Here is an 18,079-nt window from a genome sequence, read left to right as displayed (position 1 = left end):
GGAGCGCGTAGCGAAGCGGAACGCGCGGGGCTAATGGTAAAGCCCTTACGATGACCACCCCGGAAAGCCGCTGCGCAGTACCAAATGCGGGGAGCACGTTCCCTGTTCCTTTGGGGTACGGCGCACCCGGCAGGAGCCTGGCAGGTTTCTGCCGCATGGATTCGCACGACCCCCGCATTTAAGCAAAAAAGGCGCCAAAGGCGCCGGTTTTGCGCCGAACATTTTTTCTTTTCCACCGTGCACGGCGCATTTTCTTTTTGATGTTTCAAAAAGAAAATGGGGGGTGCATCCCCCGTCCCCCCAGTCTGGGGGGACCAACCCGATTCAAGGAGCTGATTCCCATGTCATCCCATGAACAGCAGGCGCGGACCCTTGTGGAAGCCCTGCCCTATATCCAAAAATTCACCGGCAAGACCATCGTGGTGAAATACGGCGGCAACGCCATGATCTCCGACGAGCTGCGCAAGGCCGTGATGAGCGACATCATCCTGCTGTCCCTGGTGGGCATCCGGGTGGTGGTGGTCCACGGCGGCGGGCCAGAGATCTCCGATATGCTGAAAAAGATCGGCCATGAGTCAAAGTTTGTGGACGGCCTGCGCTACACCGACCGGGTGACCATGGACGTCGTCCAGTCCATCCTCTGCGGCAAGGTCAACAAGAACCTGGTGGCCCAGCTGAACCGTCTGGGCGGCCAGGCCATCGGCCTGTGCGGTATGGACGGCCAGCTGTTCCAGGCGGAGCAACTGGATGAGAAGTACGGCCTCGTGGGAAAAATCACCGGCGTGAACCCGGAGCCGGTGGAAAACGCCCTGATGACCGGATACATCCCCGTGGTCTCCACCGTGGCCCAGGGCATGGACGCCGACACCGCCTACAACATCAACGCCGACACCGCCGCCGCAAAGCTGGCGGAGGCGCTGAACGCCGAAAAGCTCATCCTGCTGACCGACGTCCGGGGCCTCCTGCGGGACCCCCACGACGAGGACACCCTCATCCACGTGCTCCATACCTACGACGTGCCGGAGCTGGTGGCCCAGGGGGTCATCTCCGGCGGCATGATCCCCAAGATGCAGTGCTGCGTGGACGCCATCGCCGGCGGCGTGGAGCGGGTCCACATCCTGGACGGCCGCATCCCCCATTCCATTTTGATCGAGCTGCTCTCCGACGAGGGCATCGGCACCATGCTGAAAAAGGAGGAAGACTGACATGACCTCTCAACAAATCAAGGATTTGACGGGCCAGTACATTATGAACACCTACGGCCGCTTCCCCGTGGCCATCGACCACGGACAGGGCGCCACCCTCTGGGACCCGGAGGGCAAGGAGTACATCGACTTCACCAGCGGCATCGGCGTCACCGACCTGGGCTACGGCTATCAGCCCTGGGTGGACGCCATCACGACCCAGGCCGGGAAACTGGGCCATGTGTCCAACCTGTTCTACACCGAGCCCCCCGCGAAGCTGGCGGAGATCCTGTGCAAGCGCACCGGCGAGAGCTGTGTGTTCTTCGCCAACGGCGGCGGCGAGGCCAACGAGGGCATGATCAAGCTGGCCCGGAAGTACAGCTTCGATAAGTACGGCAAGGGCCGCGCTACCATCATCACCCTGAACAACTCCTTCCACGGCCGCACCATCACGACCCTGATGGCCACGGGCCAGGAGGTGTTCCACAACTACTTCTTCCCCTTCACCGAGGGCTTCCGCTACGCCGCCGCCAACGACCTCACCTCCCTGGAGGCCGCCGCCGGCGATGACGTTTGCGCGGTCATGATGGAGCTGGTCCAGGGCGAGGGCGGCGTGCTGCCGCTGGATGTCGAATACGTCCAGGCGGTGAAGAAGCTCTGCGAGGAAAAAGACTGGCTGCTGCTGGCGGACGAGGTCCAGACCGGCGTGGGCCGCACGGGTACGCTCTTTGCCTTCCAGCAGTACGGCATCCTGCCGGATGTGGTGTCCTTCGCCAAGGGCATCGCCGGCGGCCTGCCCATGAGCGGCATCATGGCAAACGAGAAGTGCCGGAATGTCCTGGGCCCCGGCACCCACGCCACCACCTTCGGCGCCAACCCCGTCTGCGCCGCCGCGGGCCTGGTGGTGCAGGAGACGCTGAGCGACGCGTTCCTGGAGGAGGTCAAGGCCAAGGGCGCGTACCTGCGCAAGGGCATCGAAGAGCTGAACCTGCCCTGCTTCGGCAAGACCCGGGGCATGGGCCTCATGATCGGCATCGAGGTCAAGGAGGGTTACAACAAGAGCGAGATCGCCAACAAGCTCATCGAGAACGGCCTGCTGGTGCTGACCGCCGGGCCGGGCATGCGGCTGCTGCCGCCGCTGGTCATCACGAAGGAAGAGATGGACCAGGGCCTTGCCATCATGGAAAAGGCCCTGGGCTGAGCGTTTTCCACAAAATGTGGAACGTTTTCCACGCCATCTGTTTCTATGACTACTATCGTTTCTTTTTCTCATTCTTTTTCTTTAGATTTTCTTTTTCTTTTTCTCTTTCTTTTTCTTTTTCTCTCCCTGTCTTTCACCTTTGCTTTTTCTGGTTGCTTTATCTTTCCCTATTTGCTTTCTCTTTCTCTATATCCGTAAAATCTTACAGAATTTTATAAAATTTTAAAAACATGGAAGAGCGCGGGCCCCCGCGTCTTGCCGAGAGAGGATACAACATGGAAAACCACACCCATTTTCTGAAGCTCCTGGACTTCACCCCCGCTGAGATCCAGCAGTTCCTGGACACCGCCGCCGACCTGAAGGCCAAGAAGAAGGCGGGCGTCCCCCACCGCTATCTGGAGGGCAAGAACGTGGCCCTCATCTTTGAAAAGACCTCCACCCGCACCCGCTGCGCCTTCGAGGTGGCCGCTCAGGACTTGGGCATGGGCAGCACCTACCTGGGTCCCACCGGCAGCCAGATCGGTGTGAAGGAGTCCATCGCCGACACCGCCCGGGTGCTGGGCCGGATGTTTGACGGCATCGAGTACCGGGGCTTCGGCCAGGAACTGGTGGAGGAGCTGGCGAAATACGCCGGGGTCCCCGTGTTCAACGGCCTGACCAACGAGTTCCACCCCACCCAGATTTTGGCGGACTTCCTCACCATTCAGGAGCACTTCGGAAAGCTCAAAGGCGTGAAGCTGGTGTACCTGGGCGACGCCCGGTTCAACATGGGCAACAGCCTGATGGTGGGCTGCGCCAAGATGGGCATGCACTTCGTGGCCTGCGCTCCCAAGGCCTATATGCCTGACGCGGCCCTGGTAGCCCAGTGCCAGGCCATCGCCGCCGAGACCGGCGCCGTGCTGGAGTTCATCGAGGACCCCATGGAGGCCACCAAGAACGCCGACGTGCTGTACACCGACGTGTGGGTGTCCATGGGCGAGCCTGTGGAGGTCTGGCAGGAGCGCATCGAGGCCCTGGGCCCCTACCAGGTGACGAAAGCCCTCATGGACAACGCCGGCCCCCAGTGCCGCTTCATGCACTGCCTGCCCGCCTACCACGACCACAAGACCAAGGTGGGCAAGGAGATGGGCGAGAAGTTCGGCCGGGACGCCATGGAAGTCACCGACGAGGTGTTCGAGTCCGCCCAGTCCATCGTCTTTGACGAGGCCGAGAACCGGATGCATACCATCAAGGCCGTCATGTACGAGCTGATGAAATAAGAGGAAACAAAAGGAAGCTCCGCCGCTTTGACGGAGCTTCCTTTTGCCTTGACATCCCCTGCGGAAATCCATACAATAAAGGGGAAATTTGTGTGTGAAAAGGGGTTTCCTCTGATGAAACGTTCCGCCGGAATTTTACTGCCGATCTTCTCCCTGCCGTCTGACTACGGCATCGGCTCCCTGGGCAAGGAGGCCCGGGCATTTGCCGATTTCCTCCACGATGCCGGACAGTCCTGGTGGCAGATTTTACCTGTCGGCCCCACGGGTCTTGGCAATTCCCCCTATACCAGCGCCTCCACGTTTGCGGGCAACCCGCTGTTTATCGACCTGGAAGCCCTGGCCGCCGACGGCCTGCTGACCGAGGATGACCTGGCCTCCGCCCGCCTGCCGGTGACGGACAAGGTGGACTACGGTGCCGTTTACCGCGTCCGGGAGCCGCTGCTGCGGAAAGCCGCGAAGCGGGCCTGGGAACAGGACGGCGCAGCCATCCGCGCCTTTGCGGACAGCACCCCTTGGCTGAAGGAGTACACCCTGTTCCAGGCCGCCCGGACCCACTTTGGCCGCGGCTGGTGCGACTGGCCCGACGAGGCCCTGCGCCGCCATGAGCGCGCCGCCGTGGAGCGGTGGCGGGAAACGCTGGCGGAGGATGTGGCCTACCACACCTGCGTCCAGTACTGGTTCTTCACCCAGTGGGCGGCGCTGAAGAAGTACGTCAACGGCCTGGGCATCCAGATCATCGGCGACGTGCCCATCTATGTCTCTCTGGACTCCTCCGACGTGTGGGCGGAGCGGGAGCAGTTCCTGCTGGACGGGGAGGGGCGGCCCTCCAAGGTAGCGGGGGTCCCCCCGGACTACTTCTCCGAGGACGGTCAGCTCTGGGGCAACCCGCTGTACGACTGGGCCGCTATGAAGCGGGACGGCTTCGGCTGGTGGATCCGCCGTGTCGAAGGAGCCGCCAAGCTGTTTGACGCCATCCGCATCGACCACTTCCGGGGGCTGGAGAGCTATTGGGCCATTCCCGCCGACTCCGACACCGCCAAGGTGGGCCAGTGGGAGAAGGGCCCCGGCATGGACCTTTTGCGGGTGCTGACCGGCTGGTTCTCCGGCATCACCTACATCGCCGAGGATCTGGGCATTTTGACCGACGCCGTCCACGACCTGCGGAACGAATCCGGCCTGCCGGGTATGAAGGTGCTGGAGTTTGCCTTCTCCGGCCCGGATAACGCCTACCTGCCCCACCATTACCAGCCCCACTGCATCTGCTACACCGGCACCCACGACAACGACACCGCCGTGGGCTGGTACACCCACGCCACGGAAGAGGAAAAAGCCTTTGCCAAAGCCTACCTGGGCGCCGATGACGCGGAGAGCGTCCGGCGGGCCCTGCTGCGGGCGGGCCAGGGGAGCGTGGCGGAGCTGTTCGTGGCCCAGCTCCAGGACTATCTGGGCCTTGGCAGCGAGGGGCGCATCAACGTCCCCGGCGTGGCGGAGGACAACTGGTGCTGGCGGATGCGGCCCGGAATGACCACCCCCGCTCTGGCGGAAGAAATCAAAGAGCTGACCCACGCCTTCAGCCGGTGCTGAGACCTCTTGACGGATGTCCCGCCCGTATGCTACAATAATTCCACCCTGCGGAAAGACCCCCTCTGCCCGCCGGGCCCAACCAACGACACGTCACCTGACGGCAAGGGTTTTTACCTATCCCGCGCCGAAAGCCGGACGCACACACGGTCTGCCGCCGTGTGCTGTTTTCCTATGCTTTCCACCCCTCCGCCAGCTGTGCGGAGGGGTATTTTTTTCCACAGAAAGGAGAGACTGCCATGGAGACCCGCGTGGCTGTGCTGGCCGTCATCGTCCGGGAGGGCGCCGCTGTGACGGCCCTGAACGACCTGCTGCACCAGTACGGCGCCTATATCATCGGCCGGATGGGGGTACCCTACCGGCAGCGGGGCGTGAACATCATCAGCGTGGCGCTGGACGCCCCCCAGGATGTCATCTCCGCCCTGTCGGGGAAGCTGGGCCGACTGCCCGGCGTCACCGCCAAGACGGTCTATGCCCCGGAAAACCTGTAATTTTAAGAAAAGAGGAAACCGACCATGAACCTGTTCAAGAAAACGCTGTCCCTGACGCTGGCCCTGCTGCTGGCGCTGTCCCTCACCGCCTGCGGCCAGAAGGCAGAGGAGCCCGCCTCCGCGGAGCCTCCCGCCCAGGAGGAACCTGTTCAGGAGGCACCCGCCGAGGAAAGCGTCACCACCCGCATCGCCGCCCTGAAAGGCCCTACCGCTATGGGTCTGGTGAAGCTGATGAGCGACGACCCCCAGTCCGCTGACGGCCCCCTGTATGACTTCACCCTGGCCGGCGCCGCCGACGAGGTGACGCCCTCCCTCATCAAGGGCGACCTGGACATGGCCTGCGTCCCGGCTAACCTGGCCTCCGTGCTGTACAACAAGACCGAGGGCCAGATCGTGACCCTGGCCGTCAACACTCTGGGCGTCATCTATATCGTGGAGAACGGCAACGCGGTCCAGTCCATGGCGGACCTGGCGGGCAAGACCGTTGTGGCCGCCGGCAAGGGCAGCACCCCGGAGTACGCCCTCCGTTACCTCCTCACTGAAAACGGCATTGACCCGGACACCGACGTGACCATCGACTGGAAGAGCGAGCACGCCGAGTGCGTGGCGGCCCTGGCTTCCGGCGCGGCGACCATCGCCCTGTTGCCCCAGCCCTTCGTCACCGTGGCCCAGACCAAGATCGAAGGCCTGCGGGTGGCCCTGGACCTGACCGCCGAGTGGGACGCCCTGGACAACGGCTCCGGCCTCATCACCGGCGTTGTCGTGGCCCGGAAGTCCTTCGTGGAGGAGCATCCCGCCGCTGTCAGCGCTTTCCTTCAGGACTACGCCGCCTCCGTGGAATGGGTGAACGGCAACAACGCCGACGCCGCCCAGCTCATCAGCGAGTACGGCATCGTGGAGGCCGCTCCCGTGGCGGAAAAGGCCCTGCCCCACTGCAACATCGTCTGCATCACCGGGGAGGAGATGGGCGCCAAGCTCTCCGGCTACCTCCAGGTCCTCTTTGACGCCGAGCCTACCTCCGTGGGCGGCAAGCTGCCGGGGGACGATTTCTACTACAACGCCTGAATTCTAAGGAGCAGCCTATGAAAAAGACCGCCGCCCAAAACTCCATACGGCCCTGGGCGGTGCTCTTCTGGCTGCTGGTGTGGCAGGGGGCCAGCATGGTATTCTCTGCCCTGTGGCCCAACGGCCACCTGCTGCTGGCGTCCCCCATCTCCGCCGCCCTGCGCTTGGGGGAACTGGCCTTCACCGCCGCCTTCTGGCGGGCGGTGGGGGGGTCCATCGCCCACATTTTCGGCGGCTTTCTGGCGGGCTGCGCCCTGGCGGTGGCGCTGGCGGCGCTGTCCGCCCGGTGGCGGCTCGTCCGGGAGCTGCTTTATCCCCTGACGGCGGCAGTAAAGGCCGTCCCGGTGGTGTCCTTCATCATTCTGGCCCTGGTGTGGCTGGACAGCCGCTCCCTGCCCCTGTTCATCTCCGCCCTGATGGTGTTCCCCCCGGTGTACCTCAACGTCCTGGCGGGCATCGCGGCGGCGGACGGGAAGCTGCTGGAGATGGCGAGGGTGTTCCGCGTCCCCCTGGGACGGCGGCTGGCGGGCATCTATCTGCCCGCCGTGCTGCCCTATTTCCGCTCCGCCGTGTCCCTGGCCCTGGGCCTTTGCTGGAAGGCGGGCGCGGCGGCGGAGGTCATCGGCCTGCCCTCCGGCACCATCGGCGAGCGGCTGTACACCGCCAAGGTCTACTTCCAGACCCCGGACCTCTTCGCCTGGACAGCGGTCATCGTGGCGGTGTCCGTGCTGTTTGAAAAGCTGTTTCTGGCGCTGGTGGACGCGCTGGCGGGAAAGGCGGGGCTGTGATGGAGCTACATATCGAAAACCTTTGCAAAGCCTTTGACGGCAGGCTCGTGCTGGAACACGTGACCTTCACCGCCGGGACGGGCGTCACCTGCGTCATGGCTCCCTCCGGGGCGGGCAAGACCACGCTGCTGCACATCCTGCTGGGGCTGGAGCGCCCCGACAGCGGAAATTTTACAGGCAATGTCCGCTGGGCCGCCGTGTTCCAGGAGGACCGCCTGCTGGAGCACCTGGACGCCATGGGCAACCTCCGCTTCGTCCTGGGGGCCGCCCTGGATGAACCCGCCGCGGGCGCCCTTCTGACAGAGCTGGGCCTGGGAGATACGGCGGGCAAGCCCGTCCGGGAGTTCTCCGGCGGCATGAAGCGCCGCCTGGCCCTGGCCCGGGCGCTGCTGGCGCCCTCCGACGCCCTGGCCCTGGACGAACCCTTCACCGGGCTGGATGAAGAAAACCGCGCCCGGTGCCTGGCCCTCCTCCGCCGGGCGGGGGAGGAAAAGCCGGTCCTTCTGGTGACCCACGACCCCGCCGACGCCCAGGCGCTGGACGCCGCTGTTGTCAAGCTGTGATGGCCGGACACTTGTCCGGTCATTTTTTTCGCGATTTTTCGCGATTTCCCCATAAAATGCTGGTTTTTTTCAGAAAGTCATGCTATACTTTCTCCACCTATGCAAAAAACGGAGCCGCTTCTACGGCGATCACATACGGAGCCAAAAGGAGACACACTATGGTCAAAATTACCACCGACAGCACCTGCGACCTGCCGCGGGCCCTGCTGGAAGCCCACAACATCACCGTCGCCCCGCTGGGCGTGGTGAAGGGCGGCAAGCTGTATCAGGACGGCATCAACATCCGCACCGCCGACATTGCCGCCCATGTGGACGCCGGCGGCGAGATCACCACCACCAACGCCGTGAATATCGCGGATTATGAGGACCTGTTCCGCCGGGAGACGGAGAAATACGACGCCGTGCTCCACATCGACATCGGCTCCGGCTTCTCCTGCTGCAACCAGAACGCCCGTCTGGCGGCGGAGGAGGTGCCGGAGGTCTACGTGGTGGATTCCGGCAACCTGTCTGTGGGCCACGGCGCCCTGGTGCTGGCCGCCGCCGAGGCGGCGGAGGCCGGGAAGAGCGTGGGCGAAATTCTGCCCATGCTGGAGGACCTGGCGGGCCGCCTGGAGATGAGCTTCGTGCTGGACCGGCTGGACTACATGAAAAAGGGCGGCCGCTGCTCCGCCGTTACCGCCCTGGGGGCCAATCTGCTGAAGCTCCACCCCTGCATCGAGGTGGTGGACGGCAAGATGGGCGTGGTGAAGAAGTACCGGGGCTCCATCGAAAAGGTGGTGGCCGACTACGTGCGGGAGCGGCTGGAGGGCCGCACCGACATCGACACCAGCCGCGTCATCATCGTGGACACCTGCGAGGATGACCGCCTGGCCTCCATCGCTCGGAAGTATGTGGAGGAGGACGGCCGCTTCGCCCAGGTCATCGAGGCCAAGGCGGGCTGCACCATCTTCTCCCACTGCGGCCCTAACACCCTGGGCATCCTGTTCGCCCGGAAATAAGACAAAGCTGCCCGGCCGTCTGGCCGGGCAGCTTTTTCGTCCGTGGGAATTTTACTTGACGGCGACAGCCTCAATCTCGCACAGAACGCCCTTGGGCAGGTCCTTCACCGCCACGCAGGAGCGGGCGGGCTTGGAGGTGAAATACTTGGCGTACACCTCGTTGAAGGCGGCGAAATCGCCCATGTCCGCCAGGAAGCAGGTGGTCTTGACCACGCCCTCCAGAGTCGCACCGGCAGCCTCCAGAATGGCGGCCACGTTCTTGCAGCTCTGCTCGGCTTGGGCGGCGATGCCGGCGGGCACCTCGCCGCTGGCGGGGTCCACGGGGATCTGGCCGGAGGTATACACGAAATCGCCCACGACCCAGCCCTGGGAATAGGGGCCGATGGCGCCGGGAGCCTTGTTGGTGGAGATGACAGTTTTTTCCATAAATGGGAGCCTCCTCAAATGTAGTTGACTCATCATAACACGGCGGTGCGCGAAGGTCAACCTCCGCGCACTTGTGATTTTGGGAAAAATGTGGTATCATACAGCTAAAATCAAAGAATATGAAGGTGCATGATTCATGGAGGATTTCAAGCAGAGTTTGACGGAAAACAGCTATACCCGGCAGGAGGAGCTGGTGTTCTGGGACTGCGATAGGGAGAAGCGGATGCGGGTGGCGGCTATCCTGAGCAAGATGGCCGCCTTTGCGGGCTATGACTACGACGCCCGGGGCCTGACCCATGAGATGCTGTATGACAGGCGGGAGGTGTTCCTGCTCTCCCGCATCGCGGTGCGCATCCACGATTGCCCCCATGCCCGGGACGTGCTGACCATCACCACCTGGGAAAACGGCGCGAGAGCGGCCCATATGCAGCGGGTATTTGAGATGGCGGACCAGACGGGGCGGCTGTGCATCTCCGCCAAGAGCGACTGGATCCTGGTGGACCCCATCACCCGGAAGATTTTGCGGCCCAGCTCTTTTACCGCCAAGCCCCTGACCATCTGCGATAAGGTCATCGACTGCCCGGAGCCGAAGAAGATCGTCCTGCCCCATGAGGGGCTGGAGGACCTGGGTACACGCCGGGTCCGCTGGTCGGATCTGGACGGCAACGGCCACCTGTTCAGCGGCAACTACGGCGACATCGTCTGGGACGCGCTGCCCGCCGATCTGCAGACCCAGGTGCCCAAGGAGTTCTACATCAATTACAGCAAGGAGGCCACCCTGGACGAGGAACTGCGGCTGGAGGGCTTCCGGGAGGCGGACACCTACCGGGTGGAGGGCCTTGGCCCGGAGGGGACCTGCTTCACCGCCATGTGCGTATTCTGAGAAAAAAGAGGACTGCCTTCCCACATGGGAAAGCAGTCCTTTTTTCGTATCTCAGTAGCCGTAGATCATGGAGCGCTTGATGTCGCTGAGGCTGTGGGCGCCGCACATGGCCATGGTGTCGGACAGCTCGTCCTTCAGCTTGTCCACATACACCTGCACGCCCTCGGCGCCGCCGCCGTAGACCATGGTCACGAAGGGACGGCCGATGAGCACCGCGTCGGCGCCCAGGGCCAGTGCCTTGAACACGTCCATGCCGGTGCGGATGCCGCCGTCCACCAGAACGGTCATTCTGCCGCCCACGGCGTCCACGATGGCGGGCAGCACCTCGGCGGTGGAGGGGCACTGGTCCAGCACCCGACCGCCGTGGTTGGAGACCACGATGCCGCTGGCTCCGGCTTCCAGGGCCTTCAGCGCGCCGCTGACCGTCATGATGCCCTTGAGGATGAAGGGCTTGCCGGCCATGGCGGAGATTTCCTTCAGCTCCTCCACCGTCTTGCTGCCGGCGGGCGGGGTCAGGTTTTTCAGGAAGGGCAGGCCGGCGGCGTCGATGTCCATGGCGATAGCGAAGGGGTCGGCGGCCTTCACCAGTTCCATCTTCTCCCGGATGGTGTCCATGTTCCAGGGCTTCACGGTGGGCACGCCGCAGCCGCCGTTCTTTTTCAGGGCTTCGGCGGCGGCCTCCATGACGGCGGGGTTGGTGCCGTCGCCGGTGAAGGCGGCGATGCCCGCCTGGGCGCAGGCGGAGACCAGGATGTCGTTGTATTGAAGGTCGTTATACTTGTCGCCGTAGTGGAGCTGCATAGCGCCCACGGGGGCGGCGAACACGGGAATGTCCACCTTGTGGCCGAACAGCTCGAAGGATGTGTCCACGGGCTTGTTCTCGCAGATGGTGTCCATGTTCACGCACAGCTCCTGCCACTTCTGGTAGTTGCGGATGAAGCCGGTGCCGATGCCCTTGGCGCCGGGGCCGGGGACGGTGTTCTTGCAGGCCAGGCCGTTGCAGGTGGGGCAGGACTTGCAGTAGGGCCCCATGCAGGTGCGGGCGTTGGCCAGGATTTCCTGATATGTCATATGTAGATGCCTCCGTTTCTCATATTCAAGCAGGGTTATTTTACCCCACCGGGCAAAAAAAGGCAATATATCCCGGAAAAAGCAGGAACATTTTGCCTGCTTTTTTCGTCTGAACCAGCAAATGGCCCGTTTTGGAAGAGCGGGGCCGGACATAAAGGAGGATGGACCATGAAAAGAAGGCTGTTTGCACTGACGCTTGCACTGGTACTGGTGCTGTCCCTGGCCGCCTGCGGCGGCAGCAAATCGATGGAGTTCACGGCGGAAGCCCCCTCCGCCGCGGCGGACATGGCATACCCCGTGGAGACGGAAATGGCGGAGGAGTATCTGGGCTTCGATTCCGGCAGCACGGCCACCGGTGGGGCGGCCTACCCCACCGGGCAGAAGCTCATCCGCACCGCCCGGATGGAGCTGGAGACCACCGCCTTTGAGGAGGCCGTCCGGGGCCTGACGGACCTGACGGAGCAGATGGGCGGCTACTTCGAGTCCAGCAGCGTAGGCAAGCGGAGCAATGGCCGCTGGGCGGAGTACACCGTCCGGGTCCCGGCGGAGAAGTATCAGGCGTTTCTGGACCAGGCGGGGGAGCTGTGCCATGAGACCTGGCGGGACGCCCAGCAGGAGGACATCAGCGAGCGGTATTACGACACCGAGGGCCGCCTGAAAACCCAGCAGATCAAGCTGGAGCGGCTCCAGGCGCTGCTGGCCAGGGCGGAGAACATGGAGGACATCATCACCATCGAGTCCGCCATCTCCGAGACGGAGCAGATGATCGACGACCTCTCCGGCACCCTGCGGCACTACGACGGCCAGGTGGACTATGCCACCGTCTCCATCTCCCTCAGCGAGGTCTACAAGCTCTCCGACGTGGAGGAGGTCCCCGACAGCTTTATAAGCCGTCTGGGGAAGGCCTTCAGCGGCGGCTGGTCGGACTTCACCGACGGCCTGGAGAACTTCGCCGTGGCCCTGGCCTACGGCTGGATGTGGGTGCTGATTCTGGCGGCTGTGGCCGTGGCGGTGGTCCGTATTTTCCGCAAGCGCCGCCGCAAGGCGAAAAAGGCGGATGACAAGCCGGAAAAACCCTGCTAAAATATAGGGAACCACTTGTAAAAGGAGGCCGCCCCTATGAAGCTCACCTGGCTGGGCCACTCCTGCTTCCTGCTGGAGCAGGACGGCTATCGCCTTGTCACCGACCCCTACACCGGCGTGGAGGGCTATCCGCCCCTGGCCGTCTCCGCCCACGCCGTCTATTGCAGCCACCACCACTTTGACCACGACGCCGTGGACGCCGTGACCCCGCTGCCCCCGGTGAAGTCTCCCTTCGCCGTCCGGGAGGCGGAGACCTGCCACGATGACCGGGGCGGCGCCCTCCGGGGCGGCAACACCGTCCGGGTGTTCACCGCCGGCGGCGTGTCTGTGGCCCACCTGGGCGACCTGGGCCACCAGCTTACGGCGGCGCAGCTGGATGCCATCGGCAGCGTGGACGCGGTGCTCTTGCCCGTGGGCGGCGTCTACACCGTGGACGCGGAGGGGGCCAAGGCGGTCTGCGACGCCATCGGTGCCCGGTGCGTCATCCCCATGCACTACCATCACGCCCCCTACGGCCTGTCCAACGTGGCGGGGGTGGAGGACTTCCTCCGCCTGTGGCCCGGTGAGACCGTTCACCGGCTGTCCGGCCCGTCCTTCGAGGTGACGGCGGACACGGCGGGGGTGCTGGTGCCCGCGTTCCGGCCCGAATAAACGCAAAAACCGGATGCCCAATCACGGGCATCCGGCTTTTTCATGCTTTCTTTCGGAAAATATGCACCCGGAAGGCGATGCGGCAGTCCAGCGTATCCAGCGATGCCAGCCGCTCGGCGCCTTCCCTGGGCGTTTTCCAGTAGTAGGGCGTCATCTGAAACAGGGCGTGGATGTCCGCCTGGTTTTTCAGGGAAATGCGCCCGTCCACGGGGACGATGGCCTCGTAGTCAAAGCCCTCGTAGGGCGTCTCCTTCTCCTCGTTGGGATAGGGGCGCTCATACAGCACCTCTTTCAGCTCCCACAGGTGGTCCGCCGCCGGGACGACGTAGAGAAACGTCCCGCCGGGGCGCAGCACCCGCCGGAATTCCTCCAGCGCCAGGGGAGAGAAGCAGTTCAGCAGGACGTCCACGCTGCTGTCCGCCACGGGCAGGCGGTAGGAGGACGCCACGGCGAACTCCACGCCCTTTTCCCGCCTGGCGGCGTAGCGGAGAATGAATTTGGAGATGTCAATGCCCGCCATCCGGGGTGATTTCCCGGCCTGCAGCAAGGCCCGGTACACCCCGGCGGTGTAGTACCCCTCGCCGCAGCCGGTGTCCAGAATGGCTGGCGCATCCCCGGCCCGGGCCAGAATTTCCCGGCAGAGCGTGTCCAGCAGAGGCTTGTAATACCCCTTGGACAAAAACTCCCGCCGTGCCGCCGCCATGCCCTTGTCGTCGCCGGGGGCGGCGGAGTGCTTCTGGTTGGGCGGCAGCAGGTAGGTGTAGCCCTCCCTGGCGATGTCGTAGCTGTGGCCCTTTTCACAGCGGTAGGTGTGCTCTCCCCGCTCCAGCGGCCCGCCGCAGACGGGACAGCGGAACAAGCTCATACCTCACGCCCCCTTGTCACATCGTGGATCCACTTGCCGCCGCCGATGCGCCAGGCGCACAGCGGGGACTTGACCACGCACTCGATCTGAATGGCGATGGCGATGGGCCATGCCCCGGTTTTCAGCACCAGGGCGCACAGGGCCGTCAGCGGCAGGCACAGCAGCCACTGGGGTCCCAGGTCTAGCGCGGTGGAGAAGGCCACGTCGCCTCCCGCCCGCAGCACGCCGGTGACGGCGGAGATGGCGTAGGCGTGGAGGGGAATCGTGGCGAAGCCCGCCACCGCCATGGCCGCGGCGATGGCGGAAGACTCCCCGAACAGCTTGAACATGGGGAAGATGACCGGCACGAACAAGGTCGGCACCAGCACCAGGGCCGCCAGCCCCACGGCGCCGCCCACCAGCACCGCAAACCACAGCAGCGCCTGGCTCAGGGACAGGACCTCGTCCTTTGTCTTTCCCTCGCCGATGGCCTTGCCCACGATGACCGCCGTGGCGGCGCCCAGGCCGAAGCACACCACTAAGAACAATCGGTTCAGGTTGCCCATGACGGCGTTGGCCGCCAGCATTTCCACGGAGTTGTCGGTGTAGCCCAGAATGACGGTCAGCAGGGAGTTGCCCAGGCCCCAGGCGGTCTCGTTCAGCACCACCGGGGAGGCGTATTTCAAAAACCGGCCCACCATCTCCGTGCCGGGCCGCAGGAAGCAGCCCAGGTCCAGCGGAATGTTTTTGCTGCGGACGGCGCAGACCACGCAGATGAGGAACTCGCTCATCCGGGCCAGCAGCGTAGCGACTGCCGCGCCCCGGACGCCCAGGGCCGGGAATCCGCCGTGGCCGAAAATGAGCAGATAGTTCAGAGCGGTGTTCAGAACCGTGGAGAAGCCGAACAGCTTCATGCCGAAGGTGGAGTTTTCCACGCTGCGCTGGGCGCTGGCGTAGAGGGAGGAGAGCATGTTGAACACATAGGAGAAGCCGATGACCTGGAGGTACGGCGCTCCCAGCAGGCTCAGGTCGTGGCGGTTGGACAGCAGGTCCATCACCTGCACGGGGAACAGGGCGAGCACCACCGCCAGCACGGCGGTGACCCCGGCCCCCAGGAAGCAGGCCACGCCCAGGGCGCGGTTGATGTTCTTCAGGTCGCCCTTGCCCCAGTATTGGCTCACCAGAATGCCCAGCCCGCTCTGGAAGCCGAACACGATGCTGATGAGCAGAAACACCGGCACGTTGGCGGAGGACACGGCGGCCATCTCCTCGTTGCCCAGCTGACTGACCATGAAGGTGTCGATGAGCCCCAGGGAGAAGGTGATGAGGTTTTGCAGAATGACCGGCAGGGACAGCATCCACAGCCGCTTGTAAAAGCCGGGTTCCCGGCGAAGACAGCGCAGCATAAGCACTCCTTATATACTGCCCCGGGTGACGTCGTGGATCCACTTCCGGCTCCGCAGCCGGAGGACGCACCAGGGCGCTTTGCAGAAATTTTCAGACTGAATGGCGAAGCACACCACCGCCGCCGGGGCATGCAGCACCAGCGCGGTGACAAAGGACAGGGGCACGGCGATGATCCACTGGCAGGAGAGGTCGATAAGGGAGGCCGTCCGGGCGTCGCCTCCGGCCCGGAGGAGGCCGGTGATATTGGTGATGTCCATGGCCTTTGTGGGCATCATACAGATGAGCACCACGCCCATGACGGCGTAGGCCGCCAGCATCTCGGTGCTGATGGCCATGTGGCCCATGATGGCGGTCATCACGCTGACGCCCAGGCCCCACAGCGTCTCGTTCACCAGAACGGGAGCGGAGTATTTGGCAAAATCCCGCCAGATGGCGCCGCCGGGCCGCAGGATGGCGGCGGGCAGCAGGGGCACGTGGCGGCTGCACAGGGCGCACACCAAAGTAATGAGGAACTCCACGATGCGGGAGGCCAATGTAGCCACTGGCCGCCCCGGTGATACCCAGGGCGGGCGCGCCCAGCTTTCCGAAAATCAGGATGTAGTTCAAAAGGGTGTTCAGCAGCATGGACACGGCGAAGATGGCCATGCCCATGACGGGCTTTTCCGTGCTGCGCTGCATCCCGACGTACACGGAGCTGGCGGCGTTGAACACGTAGCTGACGCCCACGATGCGCAGGTACGGCGCCCCCAGCTCCACCAGCCGGGCGTTGTCGGTGACCAGAGCCATGACGCCGTTTGGGAACAGCAGCAGCGCCAGCGCCACCGCCCCGGAGATGGACAGCCCGGCGTACAGCGCCGCGCCCATGCAGCGGTTGATAGCCTCCACATCGCCCTTGCCCCAGTATTGGCTCACCAGAACGGTCAGGCCGCTGATGAGGCCCAGAATGATGATCTGCACCAGAAAGACCGGGGTGTTGGCGGCGGTGACGGCGGACAGCTCGTCCTGCCCCAGCAGCCCCACCATGAAGGTGTCCACAAAGCCCAGGGAGGTCGTGATGAGGTTCTGCAAAACCAGCGGCAGGGCCAGACGGACCAGCCGCCTGTAAAACCCTGCCTCCCGGCGGAGATAATAGAACATAATAAAAGACTTTTAAGACAATATATTGGTTATTTTGGAAGAAAACTCTGACTGCTAAGTTACAGCATAGGTATCCGGATGTTGAAGTGCACCTAAAAATTCAATCATTTTTGCCGCGGCATGTACGTGGCAAAAATACCTTGACTCAGCCGCCGGGGGCGGCGTTCACCAGTCCGCAGACTGGTGGTAGGGGAGGTCGAGGGGGAGCCCGCTCCCCCTCGAAAATTTACAGCATCGGCATCCGGGTGTCGTGATGCTTTTTCAGCGCTTCAGCGCAGGCATCAATGTCCGCCTCGGTGGTCTCCGGTCCGAAGCTCAGCCGGATGACGCCCCCGGCCGCCTTTTTCGGCAGCTTCAGCGCCGCCACAACATGGCTGGGCTTCCCCTGGTGGCAGGCGGAGCCGGCGGAAATGCAGATGCCCTGGCTGCCCAGGTCATTGACGATGTTCTGGCTGGGCCAGCCCACCAGAGACACCGCCAGAATGTGGGGCGCGGTGCCGTCTCCGATGAATCGGAGGTCAGGAATGGCCGCCAACTTCTCTTTGGCGTATGCTTTCATGTGGGCCATGTGGGTCAGCTTGTCATCCAGCCCGTCCATCCGCAGTTCTACCGCCCTGGCAAAGCCCGCGATCTGGGCCGTGGCCTCGGTGCCGGAGCGGAGGCCCTTCTCCTGGCCGCCGCCGGCCAGCAGGGGCCGGGGATTCCGCACCCGGGGGCCGATGTACAGCCCGCCCACGCCCTTAGGCCCGCCGATCTTGTGGCCGGAGATGGTGATGAAGTCCGCCCCCAGCGTCCTGGCGGTGAAGGGCACCTTCAAAAAGCCCTGCACCGCGTCGGTGTGGAGCAGCGTCTTGGGATTTTTCGCCGCAAGGCCCCGGGCGATGTCCGCGATGGGGTACACATTTCCCGTCTCGTTGTTCACGAACATGACGGAGACCAGCGCCGTGTCCGGCCGGACGGCCGCCAGCACCTGCTCCGCCGTGATGTTCCCGTTTCCGTCGGGGGCGAGGTACGTCACCTCATACCCCTGCTGCCCCATCCACTTGCAGGCCTCCAGCACGGCGCTGTGCTCCACCGCCGTAGTGACGATGTGACGGCCCAGATGCCGGTTTTGCCAGCAGGCGGCGGTGACGGCCCAGTTGTCGCCCTCGGTGCCGCAGGAGGTGAAGAACAGCTGCTCCGGCTGGCAGCCCAGGGCGCCTGCCACAGTCTTCCGCCAGCCCTCCACCTGCTTTTTCATGTCCGCTCCCAGGGGATACTGGGAGCTGGGGTTGCCGTACTGCTCCGTCAGCACGGCGTACATGGCGTCCGCTACCTCCCGGGGAACGGGGGTGGTGGCGGCGTGGTCCAGATAGATCATATCAAATATCTCCTTTTGTCTTGCCCTTGAGAGAAAATCAACGTATAATAATATAATCAGAGCGCAATTTCTCATTATATATAGAAT

Annotated in this window: 18 protein-coding genes and 1 pseudogene; 12 read left to right on the top strand and 7 right to left on the bottom strand. The window is 63.8% G+C overall.

Annotation, left to right across the window (positions count from 1 at the left end; translation table 11 throughout):
• Positions 1 to 341 precede the first annotated feature (341 nt).
• The 9 genes from argB to JQM68_RS09585 all read left to right on the top strand — a co-directional run bounded on the left by argB (position 342) and on the right by JQM68_RS09585 (position 9,130).
• Entirely contained in the window at positions 342 to 1,205 is an 864-nt protein-coding gene (gene argB, locus JQM68_RS09625; protein ID WP_235222795.1) for an acetylglutamate kinase, read from the top strand.
• A gap of 1 nt (position 1,206) precedes the next feature.
• On the top strand, positions 1,207 to 2,385 hold the full coding sequence (locus JQM68_RS09620; protein ID WP_235222794.1) for an aspartate aminotransferase family protein: 1,179 nt from the start codon (positions 1,207 to 1,209) through the stop codon (positions 2,383 to 2,385).
• A gap of 275 nt (positions 2,386 to 2,660) precedes the next feature.
• Positions 2,661 to 3,644 (top strand): ornithine carbamoyltransferase, encoded by a 984-nt coding sequence (gene argF / locus JQM68_RS09615; RefSeq protein WP_235222793.1) that lies wholly within the window; start codon positions 2,661 to 2,663, stop codon positions 3,642 to 3,644.
• Between the two features lie 114 nt (positions 3,645 to 3,758).
• Complete coding sequence (gene malQ / locus JQM68_RS09610) at positions 3,759 to 5,228, top strand: 4-alpha-glucanotransferase (protein ID WP_235222792.1); 1,470 nt, start codon at positions 3,759 to 3,761, stop codon at positions 5,226 to 5,228.
• Between the two features lie 236 nt (positions 5,229 to 5,464).
• Positions 5,465 to 5,716: a TM1266 family iron-only hydrogenase system putative regulator gene (locus JQM68_RS09605; RefSeq protein WP_235222791.1), complete on the top strand. Its 252-nt coding sequence runs from the start codon at positions 5,465 to 5,467 to the stop codon at positions 5,714 to 5,716.
• Positions 5,717 to 5,740: 24 nt separating this feature from the next.
• Positions 5,741 to 6,781 carry an ABC transporter substrate-binding protein gene (locus JQM68_RS09600; RefSeq protein ID WP_235222790.1) on the top strand — a complete coding sequence of 347 codons (1,041 nt, stop codon included), beginning with the start codon at positions 5,741 to 5,743 and terminating at the stop codon, positions 6,779 to 6,781.
• A gap of 17 nt (positions 6,782 to 6,798) precedes the next feature.
• Entirely contained in the window at positions 6,799 to 7,569 is a 771-nt protein-coding gene (locus JQM68_RS09595) for an ABC transporter permease (protein ID WP_235222789.1), read from the top strand.
• On the top strand, positions 7,569 to 8,132 hold the full coding sequence (locus tag JQM68_RS09590) for an ATP-binding cassette domain-containing protein (protein WP_235222788.1): 564 nt from the start codon (positions 7,569 to 7,571) through the stop codon (positions 8,130 to 8,132). The genes JQM68_RS09595 and JQM68_RS09590 overlap by 1 nt, the downstream gene beginning before the upstream one ends.
• 158 nt (positions 8,133 to 8,290) lie before the next feature.
• A complete protein-coding gene (locus JQM68_RS09585; RefSeq protein ID WP_235222787.1) occupies positions 8,291 to 9,130 on the top strand; it encodes a DegV family protein in 840 nt (279 codons plus the stop codon).
• Positions 9,131 to 9,181: 51 nt separating this feature from the next.
• On the opposite strand, the gene JQM68_RS09580 is transcribed toward JQM68_RS09585, so the two are convergent.
• The gene (locus JQM68_RS09580; RefSeq protein WP_235222786.1) at positions 9,182 to 9,556 is read right to left on the bottom strand and encodes a RidA family protein; all 375 of its coding nucleotides are present in this window, start codon (positions 9,554 to 9,556) and stop codon (positions 9,182 to 9,184) included.
• A gap of 136 nt (positions 9,557 to 9,692) precedes the next feature.
• Between JQM68_RS09580 and JQM68_RS09575 the strand changes: the two genes are divergently transcribed.
• Entirely contained in the window at positions 9,693 to 10,439 is a 747-nt protein-coding gene (locus JQM68_RS09575) for an acyl-[acyl-carrier-protein] thioesterase (protein WP_268821465.1), read from the top strand.
• A gap of 51 nt (positions 10,440 to 10,490) precedes the next feature.
• Here JQM68_RS09575 and JQM68_RS09570 read toward each other — a convergent pair whose 3' ends face one another.
• Complete coding sequence (locus JQM68_RS09570; protein WP_235222785.1) at positions 10,491 to 11,510, bottom strand: alpha-hydroxy-acid oxidizing protein; 1,020 nt, start codon at positions 11,508 to 11,510, stop codon at positions 10,491 to 10,493.
• A gap of 168 nt (positions 11,511 to 11,678) precedes the next feature.
• Between JQM68_RS09570 and JQM68_RS09565 the strand changes: the two genes are divergently transcribed.
• The gene (locus JQM68_RS09565) at positions 11,679 to 12,593 is read left to right on the top strand and encodes a DUF4349 domain-containing protein (RefSeq protein ID WP_235222784.1); all 915 of its coding nucleotides are present in this window, start codon (positions 11,679 to 11,681) and stop codon (positions 12,591 to 12,593) included.
• 36 nt (positions 12,594 to 12,629) lie between these two features.
• Positions 12,630 to 13,244: an MBL fold metallo-hydrolase gene (locus JQM68_RS09560; protein WP_235222783.1), complete on the top strand. Its 615-nt coding sequence runs from the start codon at positions 12,630 to 12,632 to the stop codon at positions 13,242 to 13,244.
• Between the two features lie 40 nt (positions 13,245 to 13,284).
• On the opposite strand, the gene JQM68_RS09555 is transcribed toward JQM68_RS09560, so the two are convergent.
• The 5 genes and pseudogenes from JQM68_RS09555 to JQM68_RS09535 form a co-directional block, all read right to left on the bottom strand.
• The gene (locus JQM68_RS09555) at positions 13,285 to 14,109 is read right to left on the bottom strand and encodes a putative RNA methyltransferase (RefSeq protein ID WP_235222782.1); all 825 of its coding nucleotides are present in this window, start codon (positions 14,107 to 14,109) and stop codon (positions 13,285 to 13,287) included.
• Positions 14,106 to 15,494: an MATE family efflux transporter gene (locus JQM68_RS09550; protein ID WP_235222781.1), complete on the bottom strand. Its 1,389-nt coding sequence runs from the start codon at positions 15,492 to 15,494 to the stop codon at positions 14,106 to 14,108. The genes JQM68_RS09555 and JQM68_RS09550 overlap by 4 nt, the downstream gene beginning before the upstream one ends.
• 9 nt (positions 15,495 to 15,503) lie before the next feature.
• On the bottom strand, positions 15,504 to 16,037 hold the full coding sequence (locus JQM68_RS09545) for an MATE family efflux transporter (protein ID WP_235222797.1): 534 nt from the start codon (positions 16,035 to 16,037) through the stop codon (positions 15,504 to 15,506).
• Between the two features lie 112 nt (positions 16,038 to 16,149).
• Positions 16,150 to 16,518, bottom strand: a pseudogene (locus JQM68_RS09540) (MATE family efflux transporter); the annotation flags it as partial.
• A 340-nt stretch (positions 16,519 to 16,858) separates the two neighbouring features.
• On the bottom strand, positions 16,859 to 17,992 hold the full coding sequence (locus tag JQM68_RS09535; protein WP_235222780.1) for a cysteine desulfurase family protein: 1,134 nt from the start codon (positions 17,990 to 17,992) through the stop codon (positions 16,859 to 16,861).
• Positions 17,993 to 18,079 lie beyond the last annotated feature (87 nt).

The sequence above is a fragment of the Oscillibacter valericigenes genome, from assembly GCF_021531435.1.
In the GTDB taxonomy this organism is placed as follows: Bacteria; Bacillota; Clostridia; order Oscillospirales; family Oscillospiraceae; genus Oscillibacter; species Oscillibacter valericigenes_B.
This window is presented reverse-complemented; position numbering and strand designations above follow the sequence as displayed.